16 protein-coding genes are annotated in these 16,802 nt (G+C 42.7%); 12 read left to right on the top strand and 4 right to left on the bottom strand.

The window, feature by feature from the left end:
- Positions 1 to 2: 2 nt before the first annotated feature.
- Both GSQ19_RS17485 and modA read right to left on the bottom strand, forming a co-directional pair.
- Positions 3 to 515: a hypothetical protein gene (locus tag GSQ19_RS17485; protein WP_011319207.1), complete on the bottom strand. Its 513-nt coding sequence runs from the start codon at positions 513 to 515 to the stop codon at positions 3 to 5.
- Positions 516 to 1,077: 562 nt separating this feature from the next.
- Complete coding sequence (modA, locus tag GSQ19_RS17480) at positions 1,078 to 1,875, bottom strand: molybdate ABC transporter substrate-binding protein (RefSeq protein WP_011319206.1); 798 nt, start codon at positions 1,873 to 1,875, stop codon at positions 1,078 to 1,080.
- 98 nt (positions 1,876 to 1,973) lie between these two features.
- Between modA and GSQ19_RS17475 the strand changes: the two genes are divergently transcribed.
- From GSQ19_RS17475 to GSQ19_RS17440, 8 genes are all read left to right on the top strand, one after another.
- Positions 1,974 to 2,420 carry a TOBE domain-containing protein gene (locus tag GSQ19_RS17475; RefSeq protein WP_011319205.1) on the top strand — a complete coding sequence of 149 codons (447 nt, stop codon included), beginning with the start codon at positions 1,974 to 1,976 and terminating at the stop codon, positions 2,418 to 2,420.
- Between the two features lie 162 nt (positions 2,421 to 2,582).
- Positions 2,583 to 2,984 carry a DUF760 domain-containing protein gene (locus tag GSQ19_RS17470; RefSeq protein ID WP_011319204.1) on the top strand — a complete coding sequence of 134 codons (402 nt, stop codon included), beginning with the start codon at positions 2,583 to 2,585 and terminating at the stop codon, positions 2,982 to 2,984.
- A gap of 735 nt (positions 2,985 to 3,719) precedes the next feature.
- A complete protein-coding gene (locus tag GSQ19_RS17465; RefSeq protein WP_011319203.1) occupies positions 3,720 to 5,774 on the top strand; it encodes a response regulator in 2,055 nt (684 codons plus the stop codon).
- Between the two features lie 166 nt (positions 5,775 to 5,940).
- Positions 5,941 to 8,742, top strand: a complete 2,802-nt coding sequence (locus tag GSQ19_RS17460) for a PAS domain S-box protein (RefSeq protein ID WP_011319202.1) — start codon at positions 5,941 to 5,943, stop codon at positions 8,740 to 8,742.
- Positions 8,743 to 8,778: 36 nt separating this feature from the next.
- Positions 8,779 to 9,153 carry a response regulator gene (locus GSQ19_RS17455; RefSeq protein ID WP_011319201.1) on the top strand — a complete coding sequence of 125 codons (375 nt, stop codon included), beginning with the start codon at positions 8,779 to 8,781 and terminating at the stop codon, positions 9,151 to 9,153.
- Between the two features lie 344 nt (positions 9,154 to 9,497).
- A complete protein-coding gene (locus GSQ19_RS17450) occupies positions 9,498 to 9,935 on the top strand; it encodes a hypothetical protein (protein WP_011319200.1) in 438 nt (145 codons plus the stop codon).
- Positions 9,932 to 10,228 carry a Mo-dependent nitrogenase C-terminal domain-containing protein gene (locus tag GSQ19_RS17445; protein WP_011319199.1) on the top strand — a complete coding sequence of 99 codons (297 nt, stop codon included), beginning with the start codon at positions 9,932 to 9,934 and terminating at the stop codon, positions 10,226 to 10,228. The genes GSQ19_RS17450 and GSQ19_RS17445 overlap by 4 nt, the downstream gene beginning before the upstream one ends.
- A 168-nt stretch (positions 10,229 to 10,396) precedes the next feature.
- On the top strand, positions 10,397 to 10,870 hold the full coding sequence (locus tag GSQ19_RS17440; protein ID WP_011319198.1) for a CRR6 family NdhI maturation factor: 474 nt from the start codon (positions 10,397 to 10,399) through the stop codon (positions 10,868 to 10,870).
- A gap of 131 nt (positions 10,871 to 11,001) precedes the next feature.
- Here GSQ19_RS17440 and GSQ19_RS17435 read toward each other — a convergent pair whose 3' ends face one another.
- Positions 11,002 to 11,961 (bottom strand): glycosyltransferase family 9 protein, encoded by a 960-nt coding sequence (locus tag GSQ19_RS17435; RefSeq protein WP_011319197.1) that lies wholly within the window; start codon positions 11,959 to 11,961, stop codon positions 11,002 to 11,004.
- A gap of 188 nt (positions 11,962 to 12,149) precedes the next feature.
- Here GSQ19_RS17435 and ispD point away from each other — a divergent pair, with 188 nt between their 5' ends.
- The 3 genes from ispD (at position 12,150) to GSQ19_RS17420 (ending at position 14,252) form a co-directional block, all read left to right on the top strand.
- The gene (gene ispD, locus GSQ19_RS17430) at positions 12,150 to 12,836 is read left to right on the top strand and encodes a 2-C-methyl-D-erythritol 4-phosphate cytidylyltransferase (protein WP_011319196.1); all 687 of its coding nucleotides are present in this window, start codon (positions 12,150 to 12,152) and stop codon (positions 12,834 to 12,836) included.
- 360 nt (positions 12,837 to 13,196) lie between these two features.
- Positions 13,197 to 13,730 carry an SMC-Scp complex subunit ScpB gene (scpB, locus tag GSQ19_RS17425; RefSeq protein ID WP_011319195.1) on the top strand — a complete coding sequence of 178 codons (534 nt, stop codon included), beginning with the start codon at positions 13,197 to 13,199 and terminating at the stop codon, positions 13,728 to 13,730.
- 177 nt (positions 13,731 to 13,907) lie between these two features.
- Positions 13,908 to 14,252 carry a DUF760 domain-containing protein gene (locus GSQ19_RS17420; RefSeq protein WP_010999289.1) on the top strand — a complete coding sequence of 115 codons (345 nt, stop codon included), beginning with the start codon at positions 13,908 to 13,910 and terminating at the stop codon, positions 14,250 to 14,252.
- 71 nt (positions 14,253 to 14,323) lie between these two features.
- On the opposite strand, the gene GSQ19_RS17415 is transcribed toward GSQ19_RS17420, so the two are convergent.
- Positions 14,324 to 15,529, bottom strand: coding sequence for an HhoA/HhoB/HtrA family serine endopeptidase (locus GSQ19_RS17415; protein ID WP_011319194.1), 1,206 nt, complete (start codon positions 15,527 to 15,529; stop codon positions 14,324 to 14,326).
- A 357-nt stretch (positions 15,530 to 15,886) separates the two neighbouring features.
- Here GSQ19_RS17415 and GSQ19_RS17410 point away from each other — a divergent pair, with 357 nt between their 5' ends.
- Positions 15,887 to 16,774: a LysM peptidoglycan-binding domain-containing M23 family metallopeptidase gene (locus GSQ19_RS17410; protein ID WP_011319193.1), complete on the top strand. Its 888-nt coding sequence runs from the start codon at positions 15,887 to 15,889 to the stop codon at positions 16,772 to 16,774.
- Positions 16,775 to 16,802 lie beyond the last annotated feature (28 nt).

Genomic DNA, 16,802 nt, shown 5'->3' with positions numbered 1-16,802 from the left:
TTTTATGGGCAACTAAATGCTTCTATTTTGAGATTTCCTACGTCATTCCACTTGATATTGGGATCTCTGGTATCTTGAATAAAAGTCTGCTGACCTCCCCCTGGGTAGCACTGAGCAGGAGTTTGGGGGGCAACAATGCCTTGATATACCGTTGTACCAGCAGGAACAGTGACTTTGAGAATTGTAGTCGCCTGATTGCCCCATTCTTGATTCAGCGCTAAATTCCTGATAACTTCTACGTTTGTTTTATATCGATTAGTGGTTAAATACCTACCAAATTTATTAGTACTACTACTATAGTAGCGATAAAATTTTTGCGGACGTTCTAGTTTGACTGCTTCACATTTAGAATCTAGGAAAGTGACAGCAATCTCTGGTGGGAGAGGACAGGAAGCAGCCACTTCTTGAGCCAAGACTCGTTGTGAATTAACTAAAGGAGTTGATAAAGCACCGAGATAAAACAAATTGCTGAGAACGCTTAAGCCGATACCTACAGATGCTGACTTAAATTTCATATATGCTCTTCCTGATAAAATTTTTGAGAGTAATTTATAATGCACTCACAAATAAATATTTTCTCAGCATTAAAATCTAGATGCAAGGACAGATAAGACATTTAACGAAAATTATTAAAAATACACTACAGTTTAAATACTTAAACCAATTCGATAAAATGGAGAAAATATACTTATAAAATCTAGCTATTCCACCTATTTCAACTCTTGATTTTCCTTTTTGTCGCAAGTCTAAGTAGCTAGGTAAAAATAATTAAAGGTTTGTAGCGAAGACTTTAGTCCTCCAAGAAGTAATAAAGTCCTTACTACTGGTGTGACCAGCTTTAAATAGTGCAATAACAGAAATTCCATCCGCGTTTATCTGTCTTGAAAAGTTTCCTACGGAGGGAAACCCTCCTACAGAACTTTTCGCTGCGTGCATCTGCGTTTAATTTCATTGCATCATTTCAGCCTTGCCACACCATTAGCTTGATTTGTTGTCGCCCACTTACTGAGAAAATAGGGAACAGAGAGTAGGGAGTAGGGGGAAGCAACTGACAACTGACAACTGAACTAATGACCCTTAAGGCAAAATAAACCCATATTTCCTTAATACAGCTTTCACTTGGCTACTAGTAGTCAAGTATTGGGTGAAATCCTTTGCTGCGTTAACATTTTTGCTACTTTTTACCACAGCTAAGGGATAAATAATGGGAGAGTGGTATTTTTCATCAGCAGCAACTACAACTTTCACTTTGTCAGAAATTTTGGCATCAGTAGCGTAAACCAAACCTGCATCAGCATTGCCACTTTCTACAGATGCTAAAACTTGACGCACATTATTAGCGTAGACTAATTTCGACTTGACACCGGGCAACAGTTTTAACTTATCCAAAACCTGCTCCGCATATTGTCCAGCAGGCACACTTCTAGGTTCACCAATAGCAATTCGTTTAATTTGGGCATCTTTTAAACTAAAGAAGCTGGTAACACCAGTTGCATTCTTCGGCACAACTAAGACCAGGCGGTTTTTTGCTACAATGCCTCGTGTACCTGGAACGAGCAGGTTTTTCTGTTCTAAAGTATCTACTTGTCTTTTAGCTGCTGAAATAAAAATATCTGCTGGCGCACCGTTTTCAATTTGCTGCTGCAAAGCGCCAGATGCACCAAAATTATAGCTAATGTTGACATTTGCTTTACTCTGTTGATACAGGGGCTTAATTTCTTCCAATGCGTCTTTCAAACTTGCAGCCGCAGACACAAGCAAATTAACGTTTGATTGCGCTACTACGGGAGCAGGTGTAAACAATGGTAAACCGACTGCCAAAACCCAGCCAGCAAGTATTGTACCAACAAAGGTGAGAATGTCTCTTCGTTTCATAGAAAATCGTGTTTAGATAGACTCGGCTTCAAGGGATAGAGGCTTGGTAGGATCGTACTTAGATAATTTCGATATGTACCAACCTAATTGGTAACATTATGCCAAGAAAAGAACAAGGATGGATCACTTTTCAAACATCGGAAGAGGAGCGCAAGATTCTCGAAGAGTTTTGTCAGCAGTCTCAGCGCACCAAAACTGAGATTTTGCGGGAACTTGTGCGCGGACTTAATCAGCCTGCTCCGACAGCTAAATCAATACCAACCAAACAGGCACTTAAAATAGAACCAGAGGCGAATGAAATATCCGAGTTGGAAGTTATTAGTATCAAAAGACCTTTTAAGGTTAGTTCCCGTAATATTCTCAAAGGAGTCATCAAAAAAATTGTCGTTGGTTCTGTTAACAGCGAAGTGACATTAGAAATCGTTCATCGAGTTGAGCTAACCTCGATTATCACGAGGATGTCAGCCGAGGAGCTAGAACTAACTGAGGGTACAGAAGCTTATGCTGTGATTAAATCTAACGATATCGTTATAGCCAGAGATTAGGTGAAGAAACAGGAGTTGGGAGAGAATATCTTACTCATCTGTAATTATTTTCTTTTTATATAGGAGGATAACCTGTCTCTAAAAGTTCGGTTATGCGAACTAGGAGCTAAGAACTAAATTGCTAAATTAGTTGATAGTTGAGCAACATTTGAGATAGTGACCATGAATGAAAATTCCCATCGTAATCCAGATAATTTAGCTAGTGAAGCACTAAACAATAATGGGCTGTGGGAATATGTACAATCAATGAGTCCTCAAACTGTTACCCAGTTATCTAGACCTGGTTCAAGAGAAGTTCTGCAATTGATTCAGCGTGCTGTTGTGGCGACTTTGGGTAATTTACCTCATGAGCAATTTAACACAAATATTACTACCAGCCGCGAAGAGTTGAGTCAGCTTTTAGGTGCTGCAATGGTAGATGGGTATTTCTTGCGTAATGTTGAACAGCGACTGGAGTTAGAGAAATCTTTCTTTCCTCTAGATGATGAAACTGCAACTCATCTTTACTTGACAGGCGAAACTCCGGTAAATGAAGATTTGCAGGAACAAAACCAGGGAAATTAAGCGAGTAACCGTTGTCTAGCAGCCTTTTTATTATTAATTAAGTTGTTGAGACTAATTAATAATAAAAAGGTTATATTTTTGGCAACAACAATGTTCCGTATTATTTGAGAGTTACCCATGAAGACGAAAGATAACGTGTTTGGACAAGGCTATGGAGGTGTAAATAGCTTATTCATCACAACTAAAATATACGGCGTTGCTGATTGAGGGGATGATTTTTATCTCACGCATTCGCCGCCAGGCGTTCTCGCAGAGTAGGCGCAAATGCGCAAAGAATCAATATTTTGCTGTGTATAAAAGTCTCAATTCATCCCGCATTTATGCAACGCCAAATATACTTAGAGAATGTTTGAAAAGTCGTGAAGGATACTAAAGACTTCTCTTCATAGTGCGGAGCGCTTCTCGTAGAGTACCTCTCCCCGGAACGGAGAGAAGCTTTGAAAACCCCATTCCCTTTGCTACGCAACGCTAACGCGAACGACACGCTGCGCGAACGCAGGGAAGGTAGGCTAAGGGGGGTTAGGTTCTTAAGATTTTGATGTTGAAAATAATATTTTTCAAACAACCTCTTAGGAACACGGTAATCATAAATTAAATGTTTACATTTACGAAGATAAGCAAAATTGCTGCTTTGATATAAGTTAGCCTTAGAGTGTGATTTTTTAAACAGATTTTGTATCCAATTATTTATTTTTTGCAGTTAATAATAAGTTGTGATTGCGGTGATTTACCGCTATGAGAATTTTACTAGTAGAAGATGACGAACTGATTGGCGAATTACTTGTTAAGTCGCTAACAAGTCAGCACTATACTGTTGATTTCGCCAAAGATGGAGAAGAAGGCTGGAATTTTGCGGAGTTATATACTTATGACTTGATTCTGTTAGATTTAATCTTGCCTAAGCTCGATGGCATTAGTTTCTGTCGGCAGTTACGGGCTAGTGGTAATCAAACACCGGTTCTTTTGTTAACTTCTCAAGATACAAGCATTACAAAGGTTGCTGGCTTGGATGCTGGAGCAGATGACTATGTGGCAAAACCTTTTGATTTTCAAGAGTTATTAGCTAGAATTCGGGCTTTATTACGTCGGGGTGGTTCAGCTTTACCGCCTCTGCTGGAGTGGAATAACCTCCGGCTTGATCCGAGTACTTGTGAAGTTGCCTGTGATGGAAAACTCTTACATTTAACTCCCAAAGAATACGGTTTGTTAGAACTGTTTCTCCGCAACAGTCACCGCATTTTTAGTTGTAGCGCTTTAATAGACCAATTGTGGTCATTTGAAGAACCACCCACAGAAGATACAGTCAGATCCCATATCAAAGGATTGAGGCAAAAGCTGAAAGCAGCCGGAGTAGTTGAAGATCCTATTGATACGGTTTATGGGATTGGGTATCGGCTCAAACCTGTGCAGTCAGGAAGAGAAGAAGAATTAAATCTTGAAAAAGTTGCCGATGCGATCGCCAATCCGGTCGAGAATGAGGTAAGACAAGTATGGAAAGATGTAGTAGAGAAAATAGAAGCGCGAGTAGCTGTAATTGAACAAGCTTCTCATAAACTGCTACAAAACAAAGTCAGTGAGGAAATACTGTCAAAGGCCAAGGTGGAAGCTCACAAATTAGCTGGTTCTTTGGGGATGTTCGGCTCTGATGAAGGTTCCCAGATAGCTCAAGAAATAGAATCTTTATTAGATAATGGTAAAAAGCTAAAAGCGTCTGGTAGGAAGCATTTGGGGCAAGTGGTTGAGGCATTGCACCAAGAATTAGAAAATTTAAAATCTGGGTATAAAACAGAACCATCAGTAGTGGATGCAAAAGCGGATGATCGCCCCCTGGTGCTAGTGATTGACAAAGACCAGGAATTAGTCAGGGAGAGCAGGAGTCAGAGTTCAGAGGCGATCGCCCCTGGGCAACTAACACAAGCCAGAGTGATGATTGTAGACGATGATCCGCAAATATTAACCGCACTCCAAACTTTACTCAGTGCTTGGGGGATTAAAGTCTATACCCTCGCCCATTCCCAGGGATTTTTGGAAGCGATGGCACTGGCTGAACCAGAACTGCTGATTTTAAAGATGGAAATGCCTAGTACTAGTGGTATAGAATTATGCCAAATTGCCAGACAAGAACCCCAATGGGCTGGTTTACCAATTCTTTTTCTTACCAATCGTCACGATACCCTAACTAGACAGCAAATTTTTATCGCAGGTGCTGACGATTATATTAGTAAACCCATTGTCGAACCCGAACTCATAGGGCGGATACTCAACCGTCTAGAACACAATCGCTGGTTACAGAATTTAGCAGAAATAGATACGCTGACATTGGTAGCTAATCGCCGTAAATCCACCCAGGAATTAAACCATTATCTTCAGTGGTGTCATACTCACCAGCAGACCATGAGTTTCGCTGTTGTAGAACTGGATGGACTGAAGCAGATTAATTATAACTATGGTCATGAAGTAGGCGATCGCATCTTATCTCAACTGGGCGAATTATTAAGGCAAATGTTCCATAGTCAAGATGTAGTCGGGCGCTGGGGAGGGACGGAGTTTATCTTAGGAATGGCAGGAATAACCAAAGGTGAAGGGGTAAGGCGGTTAGGGGAGTTACTGAAAACTTTCCGCCAAATTGAATTTATTACTACTAGCAATCAATCATTTCACGCCACCTTTAGCGCCGCAGTGGTGGAATATCCCCAAGATGGCGACACACTTGAAGCCCTATATCAAGCAGCTGACATAGTTCTTAACCAAGCTAAGACGAGTGGAAGAGATCGAGTGTTGAGTAGTTGAATTAGGCAGGGAGTATCTGTAGGGTGGGCATTGCCCAATGCCACTTGCGTGACTGCCGGGAAACCCTTTCAGCAGTTACTCCACTTGGGGAAACCCCAAGACCGTACTGCTTCACCAACGCAGTGGCTCCCCTACGTATATTTCAGAACTTAAATACTATTCCTATATGTCCGAATTACTATATACATTTTTTATAACGATTACAGCCATTATTTTTCTGTACACAGCCTTTGTCTGTGTAAAACTAATTGCAAAAGCTGGGAAATTTCCTAGCAACGTACAGTTAGAAGCAACAAATCAAAAATTGCAACAGGCAATTTTAAACAGTGCCAATTACACAATTATTTCCACCACACCAGACGGCATAATTCTGACATTTAATGCGGCTGCACAACGATGGCTGGGATATACCGCCGAAGAAGTGATTGGTAAAACAACCCCAGAAATTGTCCACGATAAAAATGAAGTCGTGAAAGTGGCACAAGAACTATCTCAAGAGTTAGGGGTAACCATTGAACCTGGATTTGAGGTTTTTGTGGCTAAAGCACGACTGGGACAGGTGGAAGAACGGGAATGGACTTACATTCGTAAAGATGGTTCGCGTTTCCCAGTGCTGCTATCTGTTACACCTTTGTATGATGCAGAAGAAAATATTACCGGTTTTCTGGGTATTGGTAGTGATATTACTGCTCGCAAATTGGCAGAAGCAGCTTTACGAGAAAGTGAATATCGTTATGCCACCCTGGCACAAACCGCACCAGTAGGCATTTTTCGTAATGATGCTTCTGGGCGGTGCATTTTTGCTAATGAAAGAGCTTGCAATTTAATTGGTTCACCCCTCGAAGACATCTTGGGTGAAGGCTGGGTACAATCCCTGCATCCAGACGATCGCCTGCGTATTGTGAGGGAATGGAATCAAGCCATAAAGCAAAATTTACCGTTTAAAGCAGAGTATCGTTTTCGCCATCCCAATAACGTCATTAACTGGGTAATCTCCCAAGCAATCCCCGAAAGAGGAAGTGATGGAGAGGTGACAGGATACATCGGCACAATGACGGACATTAACGATCGCAAACGAGCCGAAGAAGAACTGCTTCACCTCAGCCAAGCCTTGGAAAGCGCTGTGGAAGGTATCTCTCAGTTAGATACTCAGGGACATTACATTAAAGTAAATCCAGCCTACGCCCAGATAACTGGCTACACACCAGAAGAGATGATTGGCATGGAGTGGACATCAACTGTTCATCCAGATGACCAAGAAAAAATGATGGCTGCCTATCGCCAAATGCTGAAAAATGGCAAGGTAGAAATGGAAGCTAGAGCCATGCGTAAAGATGGTTCAGCTTTTTATAAACAAGTAGTAATGGTGAAAGCCTATAACCAACAGCAGGAATGTATCGGCCATTATTGCTTTATGAAGGATATTAGTGATCGCCGTGAAGTCGAACGCCTCAAAGATGAATTTGTCTCTGTCGTCAGTCACGAATTACGCACCCCTTTAACTTCCATTTCTGGCGCTTTAGACTTATTAGCTAGCAAAGTCGTGCCGGCAGGTTCTGAAGATGCCCAACGGATGCTCAACATTGCCGCTAATAATACTGATAGATTGGTGCGTCTGATCAATGACATCCTAGATATTGAACGCATTGAGTCGGGAAAAATCCAAATTACTCCCCAAGCTTGCAATGCTGCCGACTTAATGACCCAATCAGTAGAAGTGATGGAGGAATTAGCAGAGCAAGGGGGAATACAATTAGCAATGTCACCTTTATCAGCTCACCTTTGGGCAGATCCCGATCGCATCATCCAAGTATTTACCAACCTCATCAGCAATGCCATTAAATTCTCCCCTGCTGGGGCTACAGTTTGGGTGACTGCTAAAATTCCCGAAAAAAGTGAGCTAGAAAAATTCCCTAACCCTGTGATCCTGTTTGAAGTCAAAGACCAAGGTCGGGGTATTCCGGCTGATAAATTGGAATCTATCTTTGAGCGTTTTGGGCAAGTTGATGCCTCCGACTCCCGTCAAAAAGGTGGCACAGGTTTGGGCTTGGCTATCTGTCGCAGCATTTTGCAGCATCATGGAGGACGAATCTGGGCTGAAAGCACCTTGGGCGAGGGTAGCACCTTCTTTTTTACCTTGCCAATTTTTCCAGAAGAGCAGAATCAAGAAGAAGAGTTTCTACATCGCCCCCACACCACACCTCAGCACCCCAAAAACTCAACCTCTCCTCTGATACTCCATTGCGATGATGATTTTTCCGTGCGAGCTGTTATGCAAGTCATCCTCGAAAAGCAAGGTTATCAAGTCATGACCGTGGCATCAGGAAAAGAAGCTGTAGAAAAGGCGAAATTCAACCAACCTGATGCAATTATTCTCAATCTCATGATGCCAGATATAGATGGTTGGGAAACATTAGCACTGCTCAAACAGCAGCCAGAAACTCAAAACGTTCCCGTAATTATTCTTAGTGGTGTAACACCTGACCATAATAAAGAACTTTCCCACGATGTTAGTGATTGGATTATCAAACCTCCCGATGTGAAGTTGTTATGCCGAGCTTTAGAAAAAGCTACCACCAAGCAACAAGCCATCAAAGTACTAGTTGTGGAAGATGACCCAGATTTAGCACAAGTATTGATTGCTATGTTCAATCGTCACGGCATTTCTACCTTCTATGCCCAAAAAGGACGGGAAGCCATTCAAATTAGTCAAAATATCATTCCCGACTTGTTGGTACTAGATTTGGGATTACCCGAATGGGATGGTTTTGCCGTGGTGGACTGGTTGCGGCAGCATCAGCATTTGTATCATGTACCTTTAGTAGTTTACACAGCCCGCGATTTAGATGAGAGCGATCGCCAAAGATTAAAATTAGGGGAAACATTATTTCTCACTAAAGGACGCATTAACCCCCAAGAATTTGAGCAGCGTGTCATTACCTTACTCAACAGAATAATTTGCAATTAGGCTAAAGACAGTGCTGAATTATGAGTCTTGAATCAGATGGCGACGAAACGCATTCTCATCATTGATGATGAATATGATATCCGAGCAGTAGCTGAACTTGCTTTTAAAGCTGTGGGCGGTTGGCAAGTTTCAACGGCTGCTTCTGGTAGTGAGGGAGTGGCTAAAGCGGCGGCTGAACAACCCGACGTAATTCTTCTAGATGTGATGATGCCCGACATAGACGGAATTGCCACTTTTCAAGCCCTACAAGCTAATCCAGTCACTCAGTCGATTCCTGTAATTTTGCTGACAGCAAAGACCCAAACCGCCGAACAGAGAGGATTTGCCGAACTAGGAGTACAAGCTATTATTACCAAGCCCTTCAAGGTAATGAAATTGCCTGCTCAAGTTGCCGCAGCCTTAAATTGGTAAATTAAAAAAATATCTAACTTTAGACGTATCTCCACAAGTTCTGCATTTTTCATGTTTAAAGTTAGAAGCAACTAGGAAGGTAACAGTCTAACAGTAATTTTACTAAGAGGGTAAGAAATAAATACCTATTACTTATACCAATTCAATTGATGATTGCAACACGTCCTGGGGTGAAGACGCGACACCAGTCGCTACAACGGGGGGAACCCCCGCAACGCGCTGGCTCATAAATCGCGTCTCTACAAATGGTTCATTTGTCACATTCTTTTTTAACATTAAATACAAACAATTATTCACCACTGACAAAATAATTTAACTAATCGTTTTTATTACTATCTAAAAAAATGAAAGACTTAGAATTATTTCAATTTCATCTAGATAGAGCAACTTATATCTTAAGGTTTCAGGATAAGAAACTAATTGAAACTTGGGTAACTGAATTAGAACGGCATTTAGCTCCGGACTATATAGAATCATGTCTCACAGCAGCGATATTAGAATTATCAGTATCTCATTCGGAAACATTTCACTGGATTTTAGATCATTTAGCTGATTGGAAACCTTACAAGCAATTACTAGAATCAGTAACTAGATTTGCTTTAAAAAAACTAGTTCAAAAGGGTTTTATGCCTGGTGGAGAATTTAGTTTTACTGCTGATGGCAAAATATTACTGACTGAAAATGCCAAAGCAACAATTATGAAAGATACTGTCAAAACTGACCGTCTCTTGCTAGAAAAAATCCTTTTAACTCCCCAACAAATTCATTTACTCACAACATGATGTCTAGTATCACATTCAGCTTCGTCTTTGTTGTAAATCTGCTACTACAACCAATCCGTCAATGGCTGGAATCTTTAAAAATCGAAAATCACCGATTAGCACGATGGCTGTGTACAATTATTCCTGCCAGTTGTCCATTTGAACGAGAACTTAAATGGGGCGATCGCACCTTAGTTCACATCCCGCCTCTATGTAAACTCAATCCTTTTTACAAACAGCTAATAGAAATTCGCTTTAAAGCCTTGATGTACTTAGCAGACGAATGTGGTGAAGATGTTACACAGTTCTGCTAGGAAGCAGGAAGCAGAACATCTTGCCCAGGACTCAACTCAACACTTAATACTTCTCAATTTTCAGGCTTTACTGGCTCCGCAGTCAAAAAATATAGCGCCGACACCAGAAAGCTGGTACTGTGGATTCTCAAGCATACTACTGAGCTTAAAAAAGTAGCTGATGAGTCCATGACAATTACGATCGCCCTCAATACAGACACTGTTAATACTCTCGATTTATCACCTGCACATCAGGTAATCAACCAACTGCTGCAAGAGGGAAATATTGCTTCCCACGAACAGCAGTTAAGTTTTGCTATCGAATACACTCTAGAGCCTGGCGATCCCCGCGAATTGTCAGAAATTCCCGAATTAAGGCTGTGGTTTGTGCGTCTGGATGCCAAGTATCCCTGGTTGCCATTTTTACTAGATTGGAAAACTGGTGAACTGGGGCGTTACACCGCTATGCTTGTACCGCACCAGTTCAGCGCCAAAGAAGGCATTCAGTATAATCCCGAAGCTTTAGAAATCTTTTTGATGCACAAGATTTTTGTTTTAAGTGATTGGTTAAAACAACAACAAATACCCTCGCAATCGCGTCTTAAGTCTATGGCGCAAATGCTGGGTTACGAATTAGAAGATGCTTTTTTTGAGATGTTTTAGTTGGGGATTGGGGAAGGTGGGGCCCCCTCTGGGGATAAGGGGTAATGGGGATTGGGGATTTGGGATTGGGCGAAAATCTTGCAGTCAGTTCTCCCCCTGCCTCCCCTGCCTCCCCTGCCTCCTACCTCCGATCAACCTCCCCAAACTTTTTCTAATACAGCTTTGGGTAAAATATCTGCCACCCTACCTGTGGGAGATTTAATGCCCAGAAGTTTATCGCTTTGGGGTAATAACTTGACGGGGTCTGTGGAACCAAATAGAGCAATAGTATAGGTTTGTACTGCCACACTTAAGTGCAGTGGCGCACTATCGGTAGTCAGCATTAAGTTAGCTCCAGCAATCATCGCCGTTAGTTTACCGACGTTATCAGGGGAGGTCACCTTGATATCTAAAGAATAATCTCGGAGCGATCGCACAAATTGCTCATCATCTGGGCCTTGTATGACTACAATAGGCAAATCTGGCTGCTTTTGTCGAAAGTCTTGAATGATTTCCTGCCAGTTTTCCACAGGGTAAATTGAATCCAAGGCTTGAGGCTGAGATACCCAGCTAGAGCCACCATAAATCAAAACGTAACCTGTTTCACTAACCCCAAGGCGTTTTTGTTCGCTATTTGCCCAGTCAATATCTGGTTTTGGCACATTTACCGCTAACTCTGGAGTAGGGGTTGTGATACCAAAGGGTTGCAGCAAGTCGTGGTAAACCGCCGCCGCGTATTGGGATGGTTTGAAGGGTACAGTTTTGGTCAGAAATGATGCACCTTTACCTTGGTAGCCGATCCGGGTGGGGATTCCTGTTAACCAGAGGAATAAACCCACTAACCAGCTTTGTCCAACAGCGATCGCTACATCATACTCACGATCACGAATTGTGCCTACGAGATTTCCCCAATCTGCTAGGCTGTTACGGTCTTTGTAATCGAAGGTCAGTATGTCGTTTACTGACTTGCTCACCCGGTAGGCAGCCTTTGACCGGGGTTCCACTACAACATCTAACTGAGCGTTTGGGTAATAGCGCTTCAGATCGTCTAGAGTCGGAAAGAACAGAATTTGATCGCCAATTCCGCCAGGTACAAGGGCTACTACTCGCATAATATTTATTGACGCTTATCGCTCCTTATTTTAGGTGAATACGGGAAAGTCAAAATTCAAAATTCAAAATAGCCTACGGCAAGGCTGCGCCAACAAAATTCAAAACTAAGTCATTTTCAATTCATAATTTTGAATTGGAGGTAGCCAAGTTTCCCTGTATTCATTACCTAGTTTGGCATTAAAAGACAGTGTATTTACTAATTCCCGCCGCCGGTGTTGGCAAAAGAATGGGATGTGACCGCAATAAGCTGCTGCTAGAAGTGCGATCGCAACCTATTATTGCTTGGACTCTTTTAGCTGCACAAGCAGCCAGTGAAATTAGTTGGATTGGGATTATTTCCCAACCCACTGACTGGCCAGATTTTAAATCCATTCTGGCTAACTTACAGCTGACTAAACCAGTGGAATTTATCTTAGGAGGTTCCACTAGGCAAGAATCGGTTTACAACGGCTTACAGGCGCTACCAAAAGCCGCAGAGCAAGTTTTAATTCATGATGGTGCTAGATGTCTGGCGACACCGAATTTACTCAACTCCTGCGCTCAGGCAATTCGTCACTGTTCCGGCTTGATTGCGGCTGTCCCGGTAAAAGATACGATTAAAGTTGCGGATGAAGATGGCATAATTCAAAGTACACCAGACAGACGCAATCTTTGGGCAGCACAAACCCCCCAAGGATTTAACGTTGAGTTGTTGAAACAGTGCCACGCTGAAGGTGTTCGTCAAGGTTGGGAAGTGACTGACGATGCTGCTTTATTTGAAAAGTGCGGTATCGAAGTGCAAATTGTGGAAGGTGAGGAAACAAATTTGAAAGTAACCACTCCCCAAGATTTAGCGATCGCTGAATTTATTCTTAACAGTCGAGACAATTCCTAATTTAGTCTGCTAAAAGGCTTGTGTTTTGCTGCTTCGAGTAACTTGGATAAGCATCTTGACTGAAAATCGAAAAATATGTATAATCCCACACATTTATTGTGACGCATAATTAACCGATAGAGTAAAACTAGGCAAAGGTCAACAGTCATACACTAATGACCATTGACTAATAAACCAAAATAAAAAGGATACAAGCCCTTCTCTTACGAAGTTCAGATGCCTGCGGCAAGCCGCAAAGCTTCTACGGAGGAAAGCTCCGCTCTGACTTCGCGCTAAATTTATTTATGGGGATTGTAATTTTGAATTTTGAATTTTGAATTTTGAATTCCCCGAAGGGGTTGACTAATGACTCTTGACTAAATGAATACAGCCACAGCAACGAAAATAGAAGCGATTCTTTATCTGAAGGGTAAACCCTTATCGGTCAGTGAGATTGCCGAGTATGCCGCGTGCGATCGCGCTACCGTAGAGGAAGGCATCATTGAATTAATGGACAGCTACGCCCACCGAGATAGCGCCTTGGAAGTTGTAGAAACTACAGATGGTTACAGTTTACAACTACGTTCAGACTTCCAAGATTTAGTGCAGACAATGATTCCTGTAGAATTGGGACTAGGTGCATTGCGGACATTAGCGGCGATCGCCCTCAATAGTCCCATCCTGCAAAGCGACTTGATTGAGCTACGCGGTTCCGGTGTATATCAACACGTACCAGAACTAGTTGAACTCGGTTTTGTGCGTAAGCGCCGAGATAATGAGTCCCGTTCCTATTCGCTCCAAGTCACTCCAAAATTTCATCAATATTTCCAAATAGAGCAACTTCCCCAACCCTTTGACAACGACCAGAAAGAACAGCAGTTGGAACTAGACTTAGCTGTGGGAGCAGGGGAGTAGGGGAGGCAGGGGGTAGGGGGCAGGGAAGGGAGCAGGGGGCAGGGGAGGCAGGGGAAGTAAAGAAGAACGACAACGAACAACTGACAACCGACAACTGACAACTGACAACCGACTAAAGCACTACTCTTGTACTATGGTTTAGAGTAGAATTAGCAACTAAGCTAAAAAAAATTGCCAATGGTGTTTGATCCTGACTTCTTAAACGACAACTCCGAAGAACACACCAACCAAATTCTTTCTGACCATTTTGGGGAACACCCAAATCAGTTACTAAAGTATCTACAACATCAGTCTCCCGAAGTTCTAGCCCGTGTAGCTCAATCCGTCAGCCCGGAAATTAAACAAATTATTTCCCAAAACGTCCAAGGGTTAGTGGGAATGCTTCCCGCAGAAAATTTCAATGTCCAAATTACCACAGACAAAGAAAATCTAGCGGGGTTATTAGCATCTGCAATGATGACTGGATACTTCTTACGCCAAATGGAACAAAGGATGCAGTTAGATCATTTGTCTAATGGCTAAGTGTCATTTGTTAATAGCTAGTAGTCAGTTGCAAAAGCAATCACAACTGACATCTGACCACTGACCACTAGCTATCTGTTGGGATAAACTCCCGACTGAACCTTTAAGGTGAGAATTTCACCACTGCGGTTAACTTCGACGGTTAGAATATCTCCAACTGTGCTGGATTCCACCGATTTTTGTACCTGGGCTGATGTTTTCACTGTTTTACCGTTAATTTTTTGAATCACATCACCAGGGAGCAAGCCTGCTTCTTTGGCTGGAGAATCATCCAAGACACCTTTAATTACCACCCCAGTGTCTTGTCGAATATTTAACTTGTTTTCAATATTAATTTGCTGTTTTTTGCTAGGGGACAAGTCTGTCATTTCAATCCCTAAAAACGGATGTTGTACACTCCCCTTAGTAAAAAGCTCATTAGCGACACGGGCAGCTGTTTCTATGGGAATGGCAAAGCCAAGACCTTGAGCATCTGCACGAATAGCAGTGTTAACGCCAATTACTTCCCCTTGAGCGTTTAATAAAGGCCCGCCAGAATTACCGGGGTTGATTGCTGCATCGGTTTGAATAAAGCTGACTCGCTTATCGGGAACTCCAACTTGGGCGCTGGTGCGGTCGGTGGCGCTGATAATGCCGATAGTGACAGTATTATCTAAACCGAGAGGATTGCCAATAGCGATCGCCCATTGTCCTGGAATGAGGTTTTGCGAATTCCCCAAGTTCACTGTCGGCAAGTTTCTTCCAGGGATTTTGACAACAGCTACATCTGTAATCTGGTCAACTCCCAGTACCTTCCCCTCAAAAGTCCGACCATCCTTAAGAGTTACTTGTACGGTGTCTGTATCAGCTACGACATGGGCATTAGTTAGTAGTTGCCCATCTTCACTCAAAATAAACCCCGAACCTGTACCCCGCTCAATTCGTTCTTGCGGAATTGGCTGTTCATCTTCACCGAAAAATCGACGTAATAGAGGATTCTTTAAAACATCAGAGATAGGATTGGCAACTTTACGGGTGGCATTAATTCGCACTACAGCCGGGCCAACTTTCTGCACAGCACTAGCAATAAAATTGACATTATCCCCCCCATTATTTGCCGCAGAACCTATGACAGGATTAGACGCTACAGATTCCGAAGGCAAACCGACTGTGACATTTTTGAGTTGTTGGAACGAGCGATTTTGTGGGAGGAGATAGCGACTGCCTAACAAACCTGCACTACCACCAACTACTAGTAGAGACAGATAAACGGCCAGTTGCTTTAGGGATAAATTCATAATGACTACGCTCAAGGACAGCAATGCAGTTGCTAATTTCTAAGTGTAGTCAAGCAACTCCTAACTGGACAGATAAATTTAACATAGAGTTGCTTTTTTGGGGATTGGGTAATTGGTAATGATACCAATTTGACAAAAAAATGGGACAAATCAACCATCTGTAGAGACGCGATTTATGAGCCAGCGCGTTGCGGGGGTTCCCCCCGTTGTAGCGACTGGTGTCGCGTCTTCACCCAATGATGTGTTGCAATCATTAATTGAATTGGTATGAGTAATGAGTAATTGGCTCTTCCCCCAGTCCCCAGTCCCCAATCCCCAAACTAAAATTTAAAGTTAAGGCGCTCATAATTTGTAAACATGACTGTTTCCTACCGTCTGCTTTTACTCTGTAGTTTAGTCAGCACTATTGGACTGACGACCATACTCCCCCATGCGAGCAGGGTTAACGCTGCTGTAGAGGGTTGCCCAATTCCCGCTTTATCTCGCTTCAAGCGCCATAAAGTAGTTCGTGGCGATACGTTAGTAACCATAGCCCAACGCTATAATCTCAGCCCAGAAACGCTGATTGGCATGAATCCATCTCTCCATAATGGTTCTTCCCCGGCTGTGGGTAGTGAATTACAAATTCCTCCTTACAACGGGGTGGTTGTGGAAGTGCCTCAGGGTCAAACTTGGCGGCAGGTAGCGACGAGATATAAAGTTCGTCCTGATACTCTATTTGAGATTAATGGCTGTCAAGCAAATCCCAGAATTGTGTTTGTTCCAGGGGTAAATTGGTCGCCTAATGGCTCTTTTACCCAGTCTCCTAGACCTTCCACAGCTAGAGCTTCTGCTCAGTTAGCTGGCTATCCTTTTCCCCAGGCTGTGGAGGTAGGCTTACCTTACGGTTGGCAGATTAACCCTAATACGGGTGAAGTATTTTTCCATAGTGGGGTGGATTTATTGGCATCAGTGGGGACTCCTGTTGAGGCGATCGCACCAGGTACGGTAGTCTTTGCTAAGGAGCAGGGTACTTACGGTAATTTGGTCATCATCAACCACAATGGCGGACTCCAAAGCCGCTACGCCCATCTTGGCAGCATCAATGTTAAGGTTGGGCAAAAGGTTAATCAAGGCCAGTTACTCGGCACCGTCGGCACTACAGGACAACCTACAGCCAAACAACCCCATCTTCATTTTGAAGTGCGTGCTAGTTCATCTCTAGGTTGGGTGGCAGAAAATCCTAAAGACTATTTGAAACCATAATCACCGACAGTCGGGTAACCTTTTGGTT

Origin of the sequence: Trichormus variabilis 0441, from assembly GCF_009856605.1 — a bacterium.
Lineage (GTDB): Bacteria > Cyanobacteriota > Cyanobacteriia > Cyanobacteriales > Nostocaceae > Trichormus > Trichormus variabilis.
This window is presented reverse-complemented; position numbering and strand designations above follow the sequence as displayed.

Coding starts and splice junctions, on each gene's coding strand:
- GSQ19_RS17410 (WP_011319193.1), top strand. CDS start 15,887: ATGACTGTTTCCTACCGTCTGCTTTTACTCTGTAGTTTAGTCAGCACT.
- GSQ19_RS17440 (WP_011319198.1), top strand. CDS start 10,397: ATGACAATTACGATCGCCCTCAATACAGACACTGTTAATACTCTCGAT.
- GSQ19_RS17465 (WP_011319203.1), top strand. CDS start 3,720: ATGAGAATTTTACTAGTAGAAGATGACGAACTGATTGGCGAATTACTT.
- GSQ19_RS17455 (WP_011319201.1), top strand. CDS start 8,779: ATGGCGACGAAACGCATTCTCATCATTGATGATGAATATGATATCCGA.
- GSQ19_RS17485 (WP_011319207.1), bottom strand. CDS start 515: ATGAAATTTAAGTCAGCATCTGTAGGTATCGGCTTAAGCGTTCTCAGC.
- GSQ19_RS17475 (WP_011319205.1), top strand. CDS start 1,974: ATGCCAAGAAAAGAACAAGGATGGATCACTTTTCAAACATCGGAAGAG.
- scpB (WP_011319195.1), top strand. CDS start 13,197: ATGAATACAGCCACAGCAACGAAAATAGAAGCGATTCTTTATCTGAAG.
- GSQ19_RS17435 (WP_011319197.1), bottom strand. CDS start 11,961: ATGCGAGTAGTAGCCCTTGTACCTGGCGGAATTGGCGATCAAATTCTG.
- GSQ19_RS17470 (WP_011319204.1), top strand. CDS start 2,583: ATGAATGAAAATTCCCATCGTAATCCAGATAATTTAGCTAGTGAAGCA.
- modA (WP_011319206.1), bottom strand. CDS start 1,875: ATGAAACGAAGAGACATTCTCACCTTTGTTGGTACAATACTTGCTGGC.
- GSQ19_RS17415 (WP_011319194.1), bottom strand. CDS start 15,529: ATGAATTTATCCCTAAAGCAACTGGCCGTTTATCTGTCTCTACTAGTA.
- GSQ19_RS17460 (WP_011319202.1), top strand. CDS start 5,941: ATGTCCGAATTACTATATACATTTTTTATAACGATTACAGCCATTATT.
- GSQ19_RS17420 (WP_010999289.1), top strand. CDS start 13,908: ATGGTGTTTGATCCTGACTTCTTAAACGACAACTCCGAAGAACACACC.
- GSQ19_RS17445 (WP_011319199.1), top strand. CDS start 9,932: ATGATGTCTAGTATCACATTCAGCTTCGTCTTTGTTGTAAATCTGCTA.
- GSQ19_RS17450 (WP_011319200.1), top strand. CDS start 9,498: ATGAAAGACTTAGAATTATTTCAATTTCATCTAGATAGAGCAACTTAT.